Here is a 17,264-nt window from a genome sequence, read left to right on the forward strand (position 1 = left end):
CCCCTCCCTCACCCGGGGGCACCCTAGCCGTGGCGCAACCGCCAAGCCAATATCCTGGGATGGGATCCGGTGCGGGTCTCAGCGTGCCTCGACGCCGCGCCAGGCGGGGCGGCGATCGGCCTCCCACAGGGTGTCGCGCGAGGGGGGCGGATCGGCGACGGAGGGCGGCTCGGAGGCGACGCGGCGGGTGAGGGCCGCGAGGCCCTCGCGGGCGAGGCGGCCGCGGGTCTCCGGCGGCAGGACTTCGAGGGCTGGGAGCGCCTCCAGGGCCGGCAGCGCCGCCTGGGCGGCGGGCACGACCGCGCCGAGGGACGGCAGGCGGGCGGCGAGATCGGTCGCCTCCGGCGTCGCGCCGGGGCCGCCGCGCAGGAGCGCCAGGTAGGAGAGCGCCCCGATCACCAGCGCGGCGCGAAGCAGGAAGGTCATGACGTGCGGATCCCGGCCCGGTCGATGCCCGGATCCTGGGCGGCCCCCGTGAACCGGCCGTCAACGGCGCCTACGCACGCGGCGTGAAGTTGCCCGCATGGTGAACGGGCCGGGTAGGGGCCCTCGCGGATCGCGGTTACCTTGCGGAAAGCATGGCGGGCGAGGCCGGGCGCCCCGCAACATTCGCTTAAGCCGCCTCTGCGACCGTCGAGCTCAAGTCTTGGTCAGCCCCCGAGGGGTGCGCGACGGCGGAGGTCCCGGTATCCGGGGCCGCGGTCGCGCTGCGGATGCCCGTCTTGCGTAACTTCGCCGCCCTGTCCGCCCTGATCGATGCCCGCCTGGCGGGCCTCGTCCACGAGTCGGTCGTCGACGAGCCCGGAATCCGGTTCCGGCACGAGCGCTTCCTGGTGTCCCGCCTCGCCGCCGGCGCCGTGATGATGGCCGCGCTGCCGCCCTACCTGCTCTGGCGCGGCGTGCCCTCGGGCATCGAGACGGTGGCGATCGCCAGCCTGTTCCTCCCCGTGGTCGCCGCGGTGCTCCTCTCTCGCACCGGCTCGCTCTGGGTCGCCCACGCACTCTCCTCCGCGGGCCTCACCGGCCTCGTCGTCTGCCTCTCGGGCATGACCGGCGGCACCCATTCGGCGGCCGGCTTCTGGCTCGTGGCGGTGCCCCTCGAGGCGGTGGTCTCCGGCTCCCGGCGGGCGACGCTCGTGGCGGCCCTCATCGCCATGGCGGGGGCCGTCGCGGTCGCCTGCGGGGGCTCCTGGCTCGCCGCGCCGGCGGCGGTGGCGCTCTCGGCCGAGATCGCGATGCCGGTCTTCGCCGTCACGGCGATCGGCCACGTTGCCGCCCAGGCGTTGGAGCACCTGCGCAACGAGGGCCGCTGGCGTGCCCAGATGCGCGACACCGAGGCGCGCGACCGCATGCTGCTCTCGGCAATCGACGACCTCGTGACCTGGCACGACGGTAACGGACGGGTGCTGGAGGCGAGCGCCTCGGCCGCCAAGTTCGTGGGCGCCGAGGCGGCCCGCCTGCGCGGCCACGGCCTGCTCGACCGGGTGCACGTCGCCGACCGTCCCGCCTTCCTGAAGGCGATCAGCGACGTGGCCGCGAGTGGGCGCCCCGCCACCGTGCCGTTCCGCCTGCACATCGACGCCCGGCAGGCCGGGGGCGCCCGGGTGATCCATGCCGAGATGCGCGCCCACCGCATCGCCGACCCGGTCGGAGGTGCTGCCGCCTCCACGGTCGTCGCCGTGACCCGCGACGTCACCGAGCATCGCCGCCACGCGGAGGAGCTGGAGCGCGCCCGCGCCGAGGCCGAGCGCGCCGACGAGGTGAAGAGCCGCTTCCTCGCCAACGTCAGCCACGAGCTGCGCACGCCGCTGAACGCCATCATCGGCTTCTCGGAGCTGCTGGCCGGCGAGGGCGCGGTGACGCTCGGGCCGGAGCGCTCGCGGGAATATGCCGGCATCATCGGCGCCTCGGGCCACCACCTGCTCGGCGTCGTCAACACGCTCCTCGACATGAGCCGCATCCAGAGCGGCAACTTCGACTACGCCCCCGAGACGATCGACGCGGCGGCCCTGGTGCGCACCTGCTGCGACCTGATGCAGCTCAAGGCCGACGAGGCCGGGATCGCCCTCGTCCGCAGCGTCGGCGACGGGCCCGTGGAGATCACGGCCGATCCGCGCGCCTGCCGGCAGGTGCTGATCAACCTGATCTCGAACGCCGTGAAGTTCACCCCGCGCGGCGGCCGGGTCGAGGTCTCCCTGCGCCACTCGGCGCGCGGCCTCGACGTCACCGTGACGGATTCGGGCGTCGGCATCCGGCCCGAGGACCTGCCGCGCCTCGGCACGCCGTTCTTCCAGGCCGGCACCGGCGGCTACAAGCGCGCCCACGAGGGCACAGGGCTCGGGCTCTCGGTGGTGCAGGGTCTGGTCGGCCTGCACGGCGGCACCATCGCCATCGAGAGCGCGGTGGAGGCCGGCACCACCATAACGGTGACGCTGCCCCTCGATTGCCGCCGCGGCAGCGCGCAGGCCGCGCCCGCGCCGATCACCACCGCCATCCGCGGCGCCGGTCGCGGACCGGGCACGATGCCGGCGGCGCTTCAGGCGGCCGGACAGGCGTCGGCGCCGGTGGTGCGCCTGCCCCTCGGCCTGTTCGAGCCGGAGCCCGCCTCCGTCGAGGGCGTGCGCGAAGGGGTGCGCGGCGTCGAGGCCGTCCCGATGCGGCGCGCCGGATGAGGGTCGAGCGAGGGGACAGCATGCGGGACCATCGCGAGATCATCGTGGCCGGCGAGGCGCGCAGCGCCCGGCCGAGCCAGTCCGCTGGCCAGCCCCCGCGTCGGCGGGCGCCGAGCGCCCGGCAGGAGGCCGGCGAGCTTCGGGCGGCGCTGGGGTACCTCGCCCGCGGCGCGGCCCGGCACTGCCGGGCGAACCCCCTCGGGGTCCTCGGCGCGACCGCGGCGACGGGGGCTGCGGCCCTCGTCTGCCTCAATGCCCTGGGCTTCCAGGTGGGCCGCCACCCGGCCCCCATCCTGCCCAAGATCGCGACCCGCCAGGAGGCGCCCCGCACGCCGGCCCGTACCGTGACCGCCGACAAGCCGTCCCCGGAGAAGGCCAACGAGGCGCCGCGGGAGGCCGAGGTTCCCCGGGGCGCCCGGGCCGCCGAGGCTCCGCCGCGGCGCGACGCCATCGGCGACCTGATCCGCGCCGACGAGACCACCGCCTCGGTGACGCCGAAGCCGGCGCCCGCCGTCCTCCAGGCCCAGCGCGCCCTGGTCAAGCTCGGCTACGGTCCGCTCAAGCCCGACGGCCTGATGGGCACGGGCACCCGGGCGGCCATCGAGAAGTTCGAGCGCGACCGCAAGCTCCCCGTGAAGGGCGAGCCCAGCGGCCGGACCCTGCGCGAGCTCGCCGCCCGCGCCGGCCTGCCGCCGGGCTGAAGCGAGAGCGCCCTCCGCACGGCGCGTCCCCCGACGGTTCGTCCGGGGGCCGGACAGCCCCGATTTCGCTCGCCTCAGCCCCGAACGGCGCTGCGGTAGGCTGCCGAGAGGGCGGTCAGCGCGTCGCGCGGACGGCCACCCCCGATCCGCGAGTGCAGGAGGACGGGGAGACGCGGCAGGTCGGGTAGGCCGAGCGCCGGCCCGACATCGACGGCGCCGAGCGGCAACATGCGCGGCGGCAGGGCCGCGACGCCGAGACCCGCGGTCACGGCCGCCGCGACGGCCGCGACCCCGCCGCCGACGAAGACCTCCCGCCAGGGAACGCCGGCCGCGTCGAGGTGCTGCCCGGCCATCGCGCGCACGCCGCAGGGCTCAGCCAGCGTAGCGAGGGGCAGGGGCTCGCCGGCCCGGTGCCGCCAGGCTGGCGCCGCGAACCACCCGAACCGCTCCTCCGCGACGACCTCGCCGTCGCCGCGCCCGTCGTGCTGGCGGACGATCACCGTGTCGAGTTCCCGCCGGTCGAAGCTCTGGAGCAGGTCCCGGGAGGACCCGATCCGGATCTCGATCAGCAGGTGCGGATCCCGCGCGTTCATCCGCGCGATCAGCGCGGGCAGTTCGGGCCCCGCGACATGGTCGCTGATGCCGATGGTCAGGCGCTCCCGGGCCTCGCCGAACACCGCGAGCGCCCGGTCATGGGTCCGCAGGAGTTCGCGGGCGTGCTCCAGGAAGGCCGCGCCCTGCGCGGAGAGCCGGACGTGGCGGGGCGTCCGCTCGATGAGCCGGCGGCCGAGCCGCTCCTCCAGCCGCTTCAGCTTGAGGCTGACCGCGGCCTGCGTCGTCCCCATCGCCTCGGCCGCCCGCGTGAAGCTCTCGAACTCGGCGATGCGGACGAAGGCCAGGACGGCATCGAGGTCGAGTACGCCGCTCATGATTTTCAAACGTTATGACTGAAATCGGTTCGGATAGCATATCAATATGACGGGGCGAGCCGCAACATGGCACTGCACCGACGAGGAGAATGCTCGATGCCGCTCACCCACATCGCCATGCGTGCCGGAAAGCCGGCCGCCTATCGCCAGGCCATTTTCGACAGCCTGTATCAGGCCATGCGGGAGTCCTTCACCGTGCCCGAGGACGATCAGTTCATGTCCATCACCGAGCATGACGGCGCGAGCTTCCGCTACGGTGCGTCCTATCTCGGGATCCGGCGCAGCGACGATCTCCTGCTCATCCAGCTGACCGTGAGCAACACGCGTCCCCCGGAGCAGAAGAAGGCCCTGTTCCGGCGCATCACGGAACGGCTCGCCGAGAGCCCCGGCGTCCGCCCGGAGGACGTGTTCATCAACCTCGTCGAGGTCGAGACGGTGAACTGGTCCTTCGGCCACGGCCTCGCTCAGTACGCGTGACGCGGGTCGGCGCGATCCCTGCCCGGGGTTGCCCGACCTGCTGACGTGCTAGAGAGCGCCCCGCACCGCGTCTTCGCGGGGCGAGAGGAACCGCACCCATGGCCCGCCTGCGCTCGGACTTCTTCGTGTCGGCGCACCTGCGCCGGCTCGACGTGGAGGGCATCCCGGCCGTGCTGCGGCGGCGGGGCGCGGCGGAGGCTGGGGCGGTGTTCGCCAAGGTCGATCGGCTCGACGGGACGGCCGACCTCTACGGCCCGGCGCCGCAGGCCCTGTTCGGGGCGGAGGATTCCGGCGAGCGCCGCTTCGCGCCGCTCCTCACGGGGGGCACGCCCCTCGACGTCGAGGAGCGGATCGCCAAGGAGGCCCGCTTCGACTCGGATCTCTGGCTCATCGAGATCGACGACCGGGCGGGCCGCCACTTCCTGGATTTGGCTGAGTAGATGGCTGGCCGAGCAGCGCTCAGCCCCACAGATCCGCGTCGGGCGGGTGGATGGTGCTGCCCGCGAAGCGCAGGGCGGGCTCCCGGTCGCGGGCGAGCAGCAGCGGGCCGTCGAGGTCCACGTAGTCGGCGTGGTGGGCGAGCAGCATGGCGGGCGCCATGGCGAGCGAGGTGCCGACCATGCAGCCGACCATCAGGGCGAGCCCCCGCGCCCGCGCCTCGTGGGCGAGCATCACGGCCTCGGTGAGGCCGCCGGTCTTGTCGAGCTTGATGTTGATGGCGTCGTAGCGGTCGCTGAGCGCGTCGAGGCCCGAGCGGTCGTGCAGGCTCTCGTCGGCGCAGAGCGGGATCGGCCGCGCGATCTCGGCGAGCAGGGCGTCCTCGCCCGCCGGCAGGGGCTGCTCGATCAGCCCGACGCCCGCCGCGACGCAGGCCGCGAGGTTGGCCTCCAGGGTCTCTCGGCGCCAGGCCTCGTTGGCGTCGACGATGAGGCGGGCTGCCGGCGCCCCCCGGCGCACCGCGGCGATGCGCTCGGGATCGCCGGCGCCGCCGAGCTTCACCTTCAGGAGGGGCCGGTCCGCGGCCGCGCGGGCCGCCGCCTCCATGCTCTCGGGGCTGCCGAGGCTCAGCGTGTAGGCGGTCACCGCAGGGGCGGGGGCGGTGAGGCCTGCGAGCTCCCAGGCCGGGCGCCCGACGAGCTTCGCCTCGAGGTCGAACAGGGCGCAGTCGAGGGCATTGCGGGCGGCGCCCGCGGGCAGGCGCTCCAGGAGCTCGGCCCGGGTGAGGCCCGCCGCCACCGCCTCCGCCTGGGCCTCGATCAGCGCCGCCACGCTCTCCGGGCTCTCGCCGTAGCGGGCATAGGGCACGCACTCGCCGCGGCCGAGGGCGGGGCGCTCGGTGTCGTCTGCGACCGTGGCCGTCACCACCACGGCCTCGGTGCGGCTGCCCCGGGCGATCGTGAAGGCGCCCGCGATCGGGAAGCGCTCGACGGCGACGGTGAGGCGGCGGCTCACGCGCCGGCTCCGGCGGGGGCCGTCCGGCGCGTGGCGGGGAACGCGGCGACGATCCGGTCGACGAGGCCCTCCACGCCGAACCGCACCGGGTCGGTGGCCGGCAGGTCGTGCTCGGCGGCAAGGTCCGCGAGGAGCGCCCGCGCCTCGGCCTCGCCGAGGGCCTGCGTGTTCACCGCGATGCCCACGGGGCGGATGTCGGGGTTCGTCAGGCGCCCGAGCTGCACCGTGAGGTCGATCACCGCGCGGATCGAGGGCAGCGGGTGCTGCACGCCCCGCATGGTGGTGCGGGTCGGCTCGTGGCAGACCACGAAGGCATCGGCCTGCGCCCCGTGCAGCAGCCCGAGGCTGACGCCCGCGAAGGACGGGTGGTAGAGCGAGCCCTGGCCCTCGATGAGATCCCAGTGGCCGGGCTCCGCGGCGGGCGAGATCCACTCCACCGCCCCCGAGATGAAGTCCGCCACCACGGCGTCGATCGCCGCGCCGCGACCCGAGATGAACACCCCGGTCTGGCCCGTGGCGCGGAAGTCCGCGTCGAGCCCACGCTCGCGCATGCCGCGCTCCAGGGCCAGCACCGTGTACTTCTTGCCGACGGAGCAGTCGGTGCCGACGGTGAGGAGGCGCAGCCCCGGGCGGCGGGTGCCCTTGCCGGTCGGGAAGGTCTCGGTGGTGTGACGCACGTCGTGGAGCGCCCGGCCGCTCGCCCGCGCGGCCTCGGCGATCGCCGGGATCGAGCCGAGGCGCACGTGCAGGCCGCTCGCCACGTCGAGACCCGCCTCCAGCGCCGCCACGATCTCGGCGATCCAGTGCTCGGGCAGCACGCCGCCCGCGTTGACCACGCCGATCACCAGGGTGCGGCAGCCCTTCTCCACCGCCTCGGCCAGGGTGAGGTCGGGGATGCCGAGATCGGCCGCGCAGCCGGGCAGGCGCATCTGGCCGACACACCAGTCCGGCCGCCAGTCCGCGATGCCGTAGGCGGTCTTGGCCGCGAGCCGGTCGGGCACGTCGCCGAGGAACATCAGGTAGGGCGTGGCGATCTGCATCGGGAACCTTTCGGCCGGCGGGCGCATCGGCCCGTCTATGCGCCATCACGCCGCGGAACGCCAACGCCTGACATGGGGCCGCCCGGCCCCGAGCCGGAGTTCCCGCTACGAAGCGGTCCCGGCCTGCGAGGGCGGGGCTTCCCGGGATCCGATGGTCGTGGAGTGAGGCTCTACTGGAAGGTGATCGGTACGTTCACGACCATCGTGTCCTTCCCCGGCGGCAGTGGCGGCGGCTTCAGCGGCTGCGCGGCGCGAACGGCGCGGAGCGCGGCGGCATCGAGACCGGCCAGTCCGCTGCCCTGTGCGACCATCACCTGGCTGATCCGTCCCTCACGATCGACCGCGAACCGAATGAGCGTCGTCAGGGGCGCGGCGGGATGGCCGTAGCCCGCTGGCGGGCGGTAGGACCTGCGGATCTCGCGGGAGGCCTGCGCTGCCCAGTCCGGCAGGCTCTCGGCCTGCGCCGGCCCAACCGCGGACGGGAGTGCGATCGGACCCCCGGCGAGCGAGGATACGAGGAAGCTGACGGCGCGCATCGTGCCCGAGCCCATCATCGCGGCCCCGGGCACCACAGGTCTACCCGCGTCACGCGACGCATGGTCCACCCCGTAGCTTGCCGGAGCGGTCGGGTTACCGCGTGAGCGAGTTGGCGGACCAGTAGCAGATGTTTCGCGCGTCCGTGCGGGCGAAGCAGGTGAACCCGTCGCTCTCGGCCTCGGCACTGACGGTCTCGCCGGTCTGCCAGAGGCGGCATTCGCCGGCGCGGACCAGTCTCTTGAGGCGGTCCTGATGGCCTTCGGTGTCCGCCGCCCCTGGGTTCAGCAACTGCTCCGCGGCGAGCAGCGACTTGCAGCCGTATGAGGTCAGCCTGACCTCCGCGGCGCGCGGCGCGCCGGTCGCCACGCAGCTCAGCGCCGCACAGCCGAGCATGAACTTCGTCATCGGATGTCGCTCCTGGATCGCGGCCCACGCCCGTCGCGCGGACGTCGTCACGCCGCGGATCCGACCCTGCTCCGGGGCGGATCAACTGTGTGAGGCAGGTCAAGACCGGGATATTTCGGCAATCTGTCCGCTCAAAGTCTTCCCGGATGTTTTTGCCGAATTGTCCTGGTCATTGACACATCTTTCCCGAACTGCAAGCTGACGCCCGATATGCTTTAGAAGGCTTGGATTTCAGGAGCTTTCGCTGTCGAACGCACCGCGCGTTCCAGGCTGATGAGGGAGCAAAAGCCGGAGCAGATCACAAAGAAAAACGGCGAAGTCGCGAGACTTCGCCGTGATCTTAGAGGCTCCCGAGCGGTAACAACGAAAAGCCGTTTGGATCCAGTCACAAGCCCATCCAAGCTATCCAACTAATCTCAGGTGTCAATGATGTAATAAGCGCCAAGACAGAAATTAAGAAAATCATAATATATCAGGATGTGTAGGACGGAAGTCTATGCAATCCATTAGATATGCATATTTATTATCTGAAATCATAATATGATTTTTGTTTCACTTATTTTTTTATTATTGCCTTTCAGAAGGGTCCTCGGTAGGGATGGTGATTGCGGCCTTGCAGCTGGATGATCTCTGGTCGTCTCAAGCAAGACTGCTGGCAGCACTTGCCCCAAGGCAGGCGCGGTCTCCGGCTAGGACCGGCAACAAAAGCGAAGCATTGCTGTGGAGGAGTCCATGAGAGCAGTCCATCTTCTCGCGCTCGGCGCGAGCGTGGCGGTTGCCACCCCGGCGCTGGCCAATGAGAGCGTCCTGAAAGGCATCGCCAACCCGGCGGACCAGGTGCTTCAGACGGTTGACTACGCCAACACCCGTTACTCGAAGCTCGACCAGATCAACGCTTCCAACGTCAAGAACCTCCAGGTCGCCTGGACCTTCTCGACGGGCGTGCTGCGCGGCCACGAGGGCTCGCCCCTCGTCGTCGGCAACATGATGTACGTCCACACCCCCTTCCCGAACATCGTCTACGCGCTCGACCTCGACCACGAGGCCAAGATCGTCTGGAAGTACGAGCCCAAGCAGGATCCGTCCGTGATCCCGGTGATGTGCTGCGACACGGTCAACCGTGGCCTGGCCTACGCCGACGGCGCCATCCTGCTGCACCAGGCCGACACCACCCTCGTCTCGCTCGACGCCAAGTCGGGCAAGGTGAACTGGTCGGTCGTTAACGGCGACCCGAAGAAAGGCGAGACCAACACCGCCACCGTCCTGCCGGTCAAGGACAAGGTCATCGTCGGCATCTCCGGCGGCGAGTTCGGCGTGCAGTGCCACGTCACCGCCTACGACCTGAAGTCCGGCAAGAAGGTCTGGCGCGGCTACTCGGTCGGTCCGGACGATCAGATTTTGGTCGATCCCGAGAAGACCACTTCTCTCGGCAAGCCTGTCGGCAAGGACTCCTCGCTGAAGACCTGGGAAGGCGATCAGTGGAAGACCGGCGGCGGCTGCACCTGGGGCTGGTTCTCCTACGATCCCAAGCTCGACCTGATGTACTACGGCTCGGGCAACCCCTCGACCTGGAACCCCAAGCAGCGTCCGGGTGACAACCGTTGGTCGATGACGATCTGGGGACGTAACCCGGATACCGGCATGGCCAAGTGGGTCTACCAGATGACGCCCCACGACGAGTGGGACTTCGACGGCGTCAACGAGATGATCCTCTCGGATCAGAAGGTCGGCGGCAAGGAGCGTCCGCTGCTCACCCACTTCGACCGCAACGGCTTCGGCTACACCCTCGATCGCGCCACCGGCGAGCTGCTCGTCGCCGAGAAGTACGATCCGGTCGTGAACTGGGCCACCAAGGTCGAGATGGACAAGGGTTCGAAGGAGTACGGCCGTCCGCTGGTCGTGTCGAAGTACTCGACCGAGCAGAACGGCGAGGACGTGAACTCGAAGGGCATCTGCCCGGCCGCGCTGGGCTCCAAGGACCAGCAGCCGGCGGCCTACTCGCCGAAGACGCAGCTGTTCTACGTGCCGACCAACCACGTCTGCATGGACTACGAGCCCTTCAAGGTGTCCTACACCCCGGGCCAGCCCTACGTGGGCGCGACCCTGTCGATGTACCCGGCCCCGAACTCGCACGGCGGCATGGGCAACTTCATCGCCTGGGATGGCGTGAACGGGAAGATCAAATGGTCGAACCCGGAGCAGTTCTCGGTGTGGTCGGGCGCGCTCGCCACGGCGGGTGACGTGGTCTTCTACGGCACGCTGGAGGGCTACCTGAAGGCGGTCGACTCGAAGACCGGCAAGGAGCTGTACAAGTTCAAGACGCCGTCGGGCATCATCGGCAACGTGATGACCTACCAGCACAAGGGCAAGCAGTACGTTGGCATCCTGTCGGGTGTCGGTGGCTGGGCGGGCATCGGCCTGGCGGCCGGTCTCACCGACCCGAATGCCGGTCTCGGCGCGGTGGGCGGCTACGCGGCCCTGTCGAACTACACCAACCTCGGTGGTCAGCTGACCGTCTTCACGCTGCCGAACTAATCGGCCGCAGGTCCGACCTCGAAACCGGGTGCCGGCGCGGATTTCCGCGCCGGCACTTTTTTCGTCGTGGCCCGCACGGATCCGCCGACCTCGGTCGATCCCAGGGTGGCACCGCCCCTTGCGCCGGGGCGGCGCATCGGCTGTGGTCCGCGCCGACGAGGCAGGACACACGCTCCATGAAGATGTACGGCAACTGGCGCTCGGCCGCCGCCTTCCGGGTGCGCATCGCGCTCAACCTGAAGGGCATCCCCTGCGAGGAGACCTTCATCGATCTCGACGCGGGCGACCAGCACAAGCCGGAGTTCCGGGCCATCAACCCGCAGGGCGCGGTGCCGGCCCTGTTCGACGGCGACGGGCCGCCCCTGACCCAGTCCCTCGCGATCCTCGACTACCTCGAGGAGACCCACCCCGCCGTTCCGCTCCTGCCGACCGAGCCGCGCGCCCGGGCCCGCGCCCGCTCGCTCGCGCAGGTCGTGGCCTGCGACACGCACCCGCTCTACGTGCCGCGCGTGCGCACCTACCTGATGGAGGCCTACGACCTGCCCCGGGAGCGCATGCTGGGCTTCGTGCGCCACGTCTTCACCACGGGCCTCGAAACCCTGGAGACGCGCCTCTCCGGCGAGCCCGGCACCGGCCGCTACTGCCAGGGCGACGCGCTGAGCCACGCCGACCTCTGCCTCGTCAGCCTTTGGGTCGGCACCGGCATCTTCGGGGTCGAGACGGCGGCCTACCCGACGGTGCGGCGCATCGCCGAGGACTGCCTCGCGCAGGACGCCTTCGCGCGGGCTCACCCGCTGCGCCAGCCCGGGGCGCCGGCCTGAGGCCGGCTGCCGCGCCCGCGCCGTCGACGGGCAAGCATCCTCCCGGGTGCCGCGCTGCCCGTGGAGGGCGATCGCTCCTCCGGGATGGCCTCTCAGGTCACGTCGAAGGAGGTCCAGAGCCCGGTGTCGAAGCGCTCCAGCACGGTGGCGCTGATCAGCCAGCGGCCCGGGTTGTCGGCCAGGAACGCGATGCGGGCGGTGCGGCCCTCGAGGAGCTGGAAGGTGTCGAGCCAGTAGGGCTCCCAGCCATCGTCGAGGGGGTGGAGCAGCCGGAAGACGTGCCCGTGCAGGTGGAGCGCCTGGGGGAAGGCGGTCTCGTTGCGCAGCGCCAGCACGACCACCGAGCCGCGCTTCACCGAGAAGGACGGGGCCGCGCCCGCCGCACCGCTCACGCCGTTGACGAGCCAGATCTTGCCCGGGTCTCCCGAATAGGTCGGCTCGGCCTCGGGCTTGGCCTTGTCGACCGCGGCGCCCCCCGCGATCACGATGTCGCGGCGGATCGCGTTCTGCAGCTTCACCTCGGCGGGCAGCAGCTTGTTGTCGCCGATCGGGCCGATCGGGGGCCGCTTCTCCGTGACGGGCTCGCCCTTGGTGGTGACGGTGGCGAGGGTCAGCCCCTGGCCGATCAGCGCCTGGATCGAACCCTGCGCGCCGGGCTCCGCCGGCAGGTCGACGAGCAGGTCGTAGCGGGTGCCGGGCGGGAAGGGGAGGGTGGCGCGGAGCGGCTCGAAGGTGTCGGTGGGTTGGCCGTCGACCGCCGCCACGTAGACCTTCACGCCCTCGAAGCGCAGGCGCGTGCCCCGGGCGTTGCAGGCGTTGCCGAGGCGGATGCGGACCCGGCTGCCCGGGCGCGCCGCGAAGGTCTCCGGCGTCGGCCGGCCGTTGACGGTCACGAGGTTGCCGAGGCGTCCGCCGGCCGCCGCGAAGGCCGTCTGGCCGAAGGACAGCAGGGTGGCATCCTCCTGCAGGCGCCAGTCCTGCATCAGGAGGGTGACGTCCGCGTCGACGGCCGGCGGCGTCTTCTCCTCGACGATCAGGAAGCCCGCAAGGCCCCGGCCGGAGGGCTCGCTCGACCCGCCGACCACGAGGGGCCGGGCGAGGTAGGTGCCGGCATCCGGCGGCACGAAGCTGTAGGTGAAGTCGCCCCCCGGCGGGATCGGCGGCTGCGTCACCCCGCCGACCCCGTCCATGGCGTTCTGGTTGCGCACGCCGTGCCAGTGCAGCGACAGGGGCTTGTCGGTGCGGTTCTCGACCCGCAGCCGGACCGTCTCGCCGAGCCGCACCCGGATCACCGGCGGACGCCCGCCCTCGGGGCCGAGGGACCAGACCGGCGTCTCGGCGGCGGGCTCGGGGCGCAGCCGGATCTTCGCGGGGGCGGCCGCCAGCGGCTTCGCCTCGGGGGCCGGCGCCGGAGCCGGAGGGGGAGGGGGCGCCGCCGCGGGCTTCTGCGCCGGCTGCGCCGAGCCTGCGCGCGGGATCAGGCCGGTGACTGCCAGGCCGCCCAGCAGCGCGCGGCTCAGGAGCGTGCGGCGCGACGGACGGGCGCGGGGCGGACGCGGGGGGCGGGCAGGCGGCATGACACCTCGTACGGCGGGGTCGTCGGGCTTCGGGCGCACGCTTGTAGCGGCGGGGGGCCGGACGCGCCACCGTCGGGCTCCTTGCCGGGTCCTTGCCGGGAGGCTCGCCGCGGCTCCGCAAGTTTTTTGCTGCGGGCCGGCACCCGCGTGCTATAGACCCGCCCTCCGGCGGGCGGTTCGCGCGCCGGGTGTTGGCGCTCGCGGGCGTGGCGGAACTGGTAGACGCGCTGGATTTAGGTTCCAGTGTCGCAAGACGTGGGGGTTCGAGCCCCTCCGCCCGCACCAGGCCGCCGTCGGGAACGGATTGGCTCCTCCCTCCAGGAACGAGGCCGGCCCAACCCAGCCGCTTTGAGTCGGCCGATCACCCGGCGCCCCGTGCCGCCGCGCGCCCGCGCTCGCGGGTCGCGGACGGGATCCGACGACACAGACACTTCGAAGAGCGGAAAGACGACGATGCAGGTGACCGAGACACGTTCCGAGGGGCTGAAGCGCGAGTTTCAGGTTCTCCTTGCCGCCAAGGAACTCGAGGATCGCCTGACCACCGAGCTGTCCGGCATGAAGGACAAGGTGCAGCTCAAGGGCTTCCGGCCCGGCAAGGTGCCGGTCGCGCACCTGCGCAAGGTCTATGGCCGCTCGATCATGGCCGACGTCGTGCAGAACGCCGTCAACGAGGCCAACCAGAAGATCGTGACCGACAACGGCCTCAAGCTCGCCCTCGAGCCGCAGATCGAGTTCCCCGAGGACAAGTCCGCCGTCGAGCAGGCCCTCGACGCCAAGGCCGACCTCTCCTTCAAGGTGGCGCTCGAGGTGCTGCCGAGCTTCGAGCTCGCCGACCTCTCGGACGTCGAGCTGAAGAAGCTCGTCGCCAAGCCCTCCGAGGCCGAGGTCCAGGAGGCGCTCGACCGCATGGCCGGCCAGAGCCGTCCGTTCAGCGAGCGCGAGGCGGGCGCCGCCGCCGAGACCGGCGACCGCGTCACCATCGACTTCGTGGGCCGGATCGACGGCACCGAGTTCGAGGGCGGCAAGGGCGAGGGCATCGACCTGGAGCTCGGCTCGGGCACCTTCATCCCGGGCTTCGAGGAGCAGCTCGTCGGCGCCAAGGTCGGCGAGAGCCGCCTCGTCAAGGCGACCTTCCCGGAGGCCTACGGCGCCGAGGCCCTGGCCGGGAAAGCGGCCGAGTTCGACGTCACGGTGACGAAGATCCAGGCGCCCGGCGAGGCCACCATCGACGACGACTTCGCCAAGGGCCTCGGGCTCGAGAGCCTCGACAAGCTCAAGGAGGCCGTCGAGAAGGCCATCGGCTCCGACTACGAGGCCGCCTCCCGGCGCAAGCTCAAGAAGGAGCTGCTCGACGCGCTCGACGGCAAGTACGCCTTCGACCTGCCCCCCTCCCTCGTCGCCCAGGAGTTCGCCTCCGTGTGGGCGCAGGTCGAGCAGGACCTGAAGACCCGCGGCAAGACCTTCGAGGACGAGGACACCACCGAGGAGAAGGCCACGGCCGAGTACCGCAAGATCGCCGAGCGTCGCGTCCGCCTCGGCTTGGTGCTTGCGCAGGTCGGCGAGAGCGCCGATATCAAGGTCTCCGACGAGGAGGTGAACCAGGCCCTCATCGCCCGGGTCCGGCAGTTCCCGGGCCAGGAGCAGCAGGTCTGGGACTTCTACCGGAAGAATGCACAGGCGCTCGCCGAGCTTCGCGCGCCGCTGTTCGAGGAGAAGGTGGTTGACCACGTCCTCGCGCAGGTCAAACTTGTCGAGGAGCCCGTCTCGAAGGAGGCGCTCTTCGCCGATGAGGACGCCGAAGCCGACGCCGCCGAAGAGAAGCCGGCCGACAAGGCCGACTGAGCCCGCCGGGTCCCGTTCCGGGGCGGCGGGCGCGGGTTAGGCGGCGTTAACCGTCGCCGTCGTTCGCTGTTTCGCCCGGTCCTCGCGTGATTCGCGCGGTGGCCGGGCCCCTTGGAGCCTGGGGCACGCCATGAGAGATCCGGTCGACTACTACAACAGCGCGCTCGTCCCCATGGTGGTCGAGCAATCGAGCCGCGGCGAGCGCGCCTTCGACATCTACTCCCGGCTGCTGCGCGAGCGGATCATCTTCCTCACCGGCCCGGTCGAGGATTACGGCGCCTCGCTCATCGTCGCCCAGCTCCTCTTCCTCGAGGCCGAGAATCCCAAGAAGGAGATCTCCTTCTACATCAACTCGCCCGGCGGCGTGGTGACGTCCGGCCTCTCGATCTACGACACCATGCAGTTCATCCGCTGCCCGGTGACAACGCTCTGCGTCGGCCAGGCCGCCTCGATGGGCTCGCTGCTCCTCACGGCCGGCGAGCCGGGCCACCGCTTCGCCCTGCCGAACGCCCGCATCATGGTCCACCAGCCCTCCGGCGGCTTCCAGGGCCAGGCCACCGACATCCTGATCCACGCCCGCGAGATCGAGGCCCTGAAGCGGCGCCTCAACGAGATCTACGTGAAGCACACCGGCCGCGACTACGAGACCATTCACCAGGCCCTCGAGCGCGACAACTTCATGACCGCGGACGCCGCCAAGGAGTTCGGCCTCATCGACGAGGTCATCCAGAAGCGCCCCGAGCCCGCGGCGGCCTAAGCCTCTCGTGCGTCCCTCAGCGCCGCCCATGCGCCCTTTGCGGGAGCGCGGGCGTCGCCCTGCCGCCTTGATCCCGCCGCGGCAGCGTGTTTGCATCGGGAATCCGGCCCTCGGCCCCGTCACATGCGCGCAGGTGACTGTTTCTTTAAGCGGATGCCCTTAACTGTGAGCGATGCGCCTGCGCCCCTGGCCGGCACGGTGCGCACGAATCGGAGACCGATATGAGCAAGACTGGCGGCAACGACTCGAAGAGCACGCTGTACTGCTCGTTTTGCGGCAAGAGCCAGCACGAGGTCCGCAAGCTGATCGCGGGCCCGACGGTGTTCATCTGCGACGAGTGCGTCGAGCTGTGCATGGACATCATCCGCGAGGAGTCGAAGTCCTCGCTCGTGAAGTCGCGCGACGGCGTGCCGACCCCGAAGGAGATCCGCCGGGTCCTCGACGACTACGTCATCGGCCAGGACTTCGCCAAGAAGGTCCTCTCGGTCGCCGTGCACAACCACTACAAGCGCCTCGCCCACGCGACGAAGCACAACGACGTCGAGCTGGCCAAGTCGAACATCATGCTGATCGGGCCGACCGGCTCCGGCAAGACGCTGCTCGCGCAGACCCTCGCGCGCATCCTCGACGTGCCCTTCACCATGGCTGACGCGACGACGCTCACGGAGGCCGGCTACGTCGGCGAGGACGTCGAGAACATCATCCTCAAGCTGCTCCAGGCCTCCGACTACAACGTCGAGCGGGCGCAGCGCGGCATCGTCTACATCGACGAGATCGACAAGATCTCCCGCAAGTCGGACAACCCCTCGATCACCCGCGACGTCTCGGGCGAGGGCGTGCAGCAGGCGCTCCTGAAGATCATGGAGGGCACCGTCGCCAGCGTTCCTCCGCAGGGCGGCCGCAAGCACCCGCAGCAGGAGTTCCTGCAGGTCGACACCACCAACATCCTGTTCATCTGCGGCGGCGCCTTCGCGGGGCTGGAGCGGATCATCTCCCAGCGCGGCAAGGGCACCTCGATCGGCTTCGGCGCCAGCGTGCAGGCCCCCGACGACCGCCGCACCGGCGAGATCTTCCGCTCGGTCGAGCCGGAGGACCTCCTGAAGTTCGGCCTCATCCCCGAGTTCGTCGGCCGCCTGCCGGTGCTGGCGACGCTGGAGGATCTCGACGAGGCGGCCCTCAAGAAGATCCTGCAGGAGCCCAAGAACGCGCTCGTCAAGCAGTACCAGCGCCTGTTCGAGATGGAGAACGTGGACCTGACCTTCCAGGAGGAGGCGTTGAGCCTCGTCGCCCGCAAGGCGATCGAGCGCAAGACCGGCGCCCGCGGCCTGCGCTCCATCCTGGAGACGATCCTCCTCGACACGATGTACGACCTGCCGGGTCTCGATTCGGTCGAGCAGGTGGTGATCGGGCCCGAGGTGGTGGAGGGCAAGGCGCGCCCGCTCTTCATCCACGGCGACCGCAACAAGGAAGCCCCGGCGAGCGTCAGCGCCTGAGGCTTTGGTCCGCGGCGCGCCCGGCG

16 protein-coding genes and 1 tRNA gene are annotated in these 17,264 nt (G+C 70.9%); 10 read left to right on the forward strand and 7 right to left on the reverse strand.

Annotated elements, in window-relative coordinates:
* Positions 1-78: 78 nt before the first annotated feature.
* Positions 79-426 carry a hypothetical protein gene (locus ACLBXP_RS13905; RefSeq protein WP_447668315.1) on the reverse strand — a complete coding sequence of 116 codons (348 nt, stop codon included), beginning with the start codon at positions 424-426 and terminating at the stop codon, positions 79-81.
* Positions 427-713: 287 nt separating this feature from the next.
* On the opposite strand from ACLBXP_RS13905, the gene ACLBXP_RS13910 reads away from it, so the two are divergent.
* Both ACLBXP_RS13910 and ACLBXP_RS13915 read left to right on the forward strand, forming a co-directional pair.
* Positions 714-2,672 (forward strand): sensor histidine kinase, encoded by a 1,959-nt coding sequence (locus tag ACLBXP_RS13910; RefSeq protein WP_447668316.1) that lies wholly within the window; start codon positions 714-716, stop codon positions 2,670-2,672.
* Between the two features lie 20 nt (positions 2,673-2,692).
* A complete protein-coding gene (locus ACLBXP_RS13915; RefSeq protein WP_447668317.1) occupies positions 2,693-3,373 on the forward strand; it encodes a peptidoglycan-binding protein in 681 nt (226 codons plus the stop codon).
* A gap of 74 nt (positions 3,374-3,447) precedes the next feature.
* Here the strand turns inward: ACLBXP_RS13915 and ACLBXP_RS13920 are convergent, their stop codons facing one another.
* On the reverse strand, positions 3,448-4,302 hold the full coding sequence (locus tag ACLBXP_RS13920) for a LysR substrate-binding domain-containing protein (protein WP_447668318.1): 855 nt from the start codon (positions 4,300-4,302) through the stop codon (positions 3,448-3,450).
* A gap of 96 nt (positions 4,303-4,398) precedes the next feature.
* Between ACLBXP_RS13920 and ACLBXP_RS13925 the strand changes: the two genes are divergently transcribed.
* The gene (locus ACLBXP_RS13925) at positions 4,399-4,779 is read left to right on the forward strand and encodes a tautomerase family protein (RefSeq protein WP_447668319.1); all 381 of its coding nucleotides are present in this window, start codon (positions 4,399-4,401) and stop codon (positions 4,777-4,779) included.
* Positions 4,780-4,877: 98 nt separating this feature from the next.
* Entirely contained in the window at positions 4,878-5,219 is a 342-nt protein-coding gene (locus tag ACLBXP_RS13930) for a DUF1491 family protein (RefSeq protein ID WP_447668320.1), read from the forward strand.
* A gap of 19 nt (positions 5,220-5,238) precedes the next feature.
* Here ACLBXP_RS13930 and dgcA read toward each other — a convergent pair whose 3' ends face one another.
* The 4 genes from dgcA to ACLBXP_RS13950 form a co-directional block, all read right to left on the reverse strand.
* Positions 5,239-6,231, reverse strand: coding sequence for an N-acetyl-D-Glu racemase DgcA (gene dgcA / locus ACLBXP_RS13935; RefSeq protein ID WP_447668321.1), 993 nt, complete (start codon positions 6,229-6,231; stop codon positions 5,239-5,241).
* Positions 6,228-7,271: an N-acetyltransferase DgcN gene (dgcN, locus tag ACLBXP_RS13940; protein WP_447668322.1), complete on the reverse strand. Its 1,044-nt coding sequence runs from the start codon at positions 7,269-7,271 to the stop codon at positions 6,228-6,230. Before dgcN ends, dgcA begins: the two co-directional genes overlap by 4 nt.
* Before the next feature lie 170 nt (positions 7,272-7,441).
* The gene (locus ACLBXP_RS13945; protein ID WP_447668323.1) at positions 7,442-7,840 is read right to left on the reverse strand and encodes a TonB family protein; all 399 of its coding nucleotides are present in this window, start codon (positions 7,838-7,840) and stop codon (positions 7,442-7,444) included.
* A 61-nt stretch (positions 7,841-7,901) separates the two neighbouring features.
* Positions 7,902-8,213 (reverse strand): hypothetical protein, encoded by a 312-nt coding sequence (locus ACLBXP_RS13950; RefSeq protein WP_447668324.1) that lies wholly within the window; start codon positions 8,211-8,213, stop codon positions 7,902-7,904.
* 732 nt (positions 8,214-8,945) lie between these two features.
* Between ACLBXP_RS13950 and xoxF1 the strand changes: the two genes are divergently transcribed.
* The gene (xoxF1, locus tag ACLBXP_RS13955; RefSeq protein WP_447668325.1) at positions 8,946-10,748 is read left to right on the forward strand and encodes a lanthanide-dependent methanol dehydrogenase XoxF1; all 1,803 of its coding nucleotides are present in this window, start codon (positions 8,946-8,948) and stop codon (positions 10,746-10,748) included.
* 176 nt (positions 10,749-10,924) lie between these two features.
* The gene (gene maiA / locus ACLBXP_RS13960; protein ID WP_447668326.1) at positions 10,925-11,569 is read left to right on the forward strand and encodes a maleylacetoacetate isomerase; all 645 of its coding nucleotides are present in this window, start codon (positions 10,925-10,927) and stop codon (positions 11,567-11,569) included.
* Positions 11,570-11,661: 92 nt separating this feature from the next.
* Here the strand turns inward: maiA and ACLBXP_RS13965 are convergent, their stop codons facing one another.
* On the reverse strand, positions 11,662-13,146 hold the full coding sequence (locus ACLBXP_RS13965) for a multicopper oxidase family protein (RefSeq protein WP_447668327.1): 1,485 nt from the start codon (positions 13,144-13,146) through the stop codon (positions 11,662-11,664).
* A gap of 200 nt (positions 13,147-13,346) precedes the next feature.
* Here ACLBXP_RS13965 and ACLBXP_RS13970 point away from each other — a divergent pair.
* From ACLBXP_RS13970 to clpX, 4 genes are all read left to right on the forward strand, one after another.
* Positions 13,347-13,431, forward strand: a tRNA-Leu gene (locus ACLBXP_RS13970).
* Positions 13,432-13,599: 168 nt separating this feature from the next.
* Positions 13,600-14,988, forward strand: a complete 1,389-nt coding sequence (gene tig / locus ACLBXP_RS13975) for a trigger factor (RefSeq protein WP_447668328.1) — start codon at positions 13,600-13,602, stop codon at positions 14,986-14,988.
* A gap of 130 nt (positions 14,989-15,118) precedes the next feature.
* Entirely contained in the window at positions 15,119-15,745 is a 627-nt protein-coding gene (locus ACLBXP_RS13980; protein ID WP_447668329.1) for an ATP-dependent Clp protease proteolytic subunit, read from the forward strand.
* A 221-nt stretch (positions 15,746-15,966) separates the two neighbouring features.
* Positions 15,967-17,238, forward strand: a complete 1,272-nt coding sequence (gene clpX, locus ACLBXP_RS13985) for an ATP-dependent Clp protease ATP-binding subunit ClpX (RefSeq protein WP_447668330.1) — start codon at positions 15,967-15,969, stop codon at positions 17,236-17,238.
* Positions 17,239-17,264: the final 26 nt, after the last annotated feature.

It is taken from the genome of Methylobacterium sp. A54F (assembly GCF_053346035.1).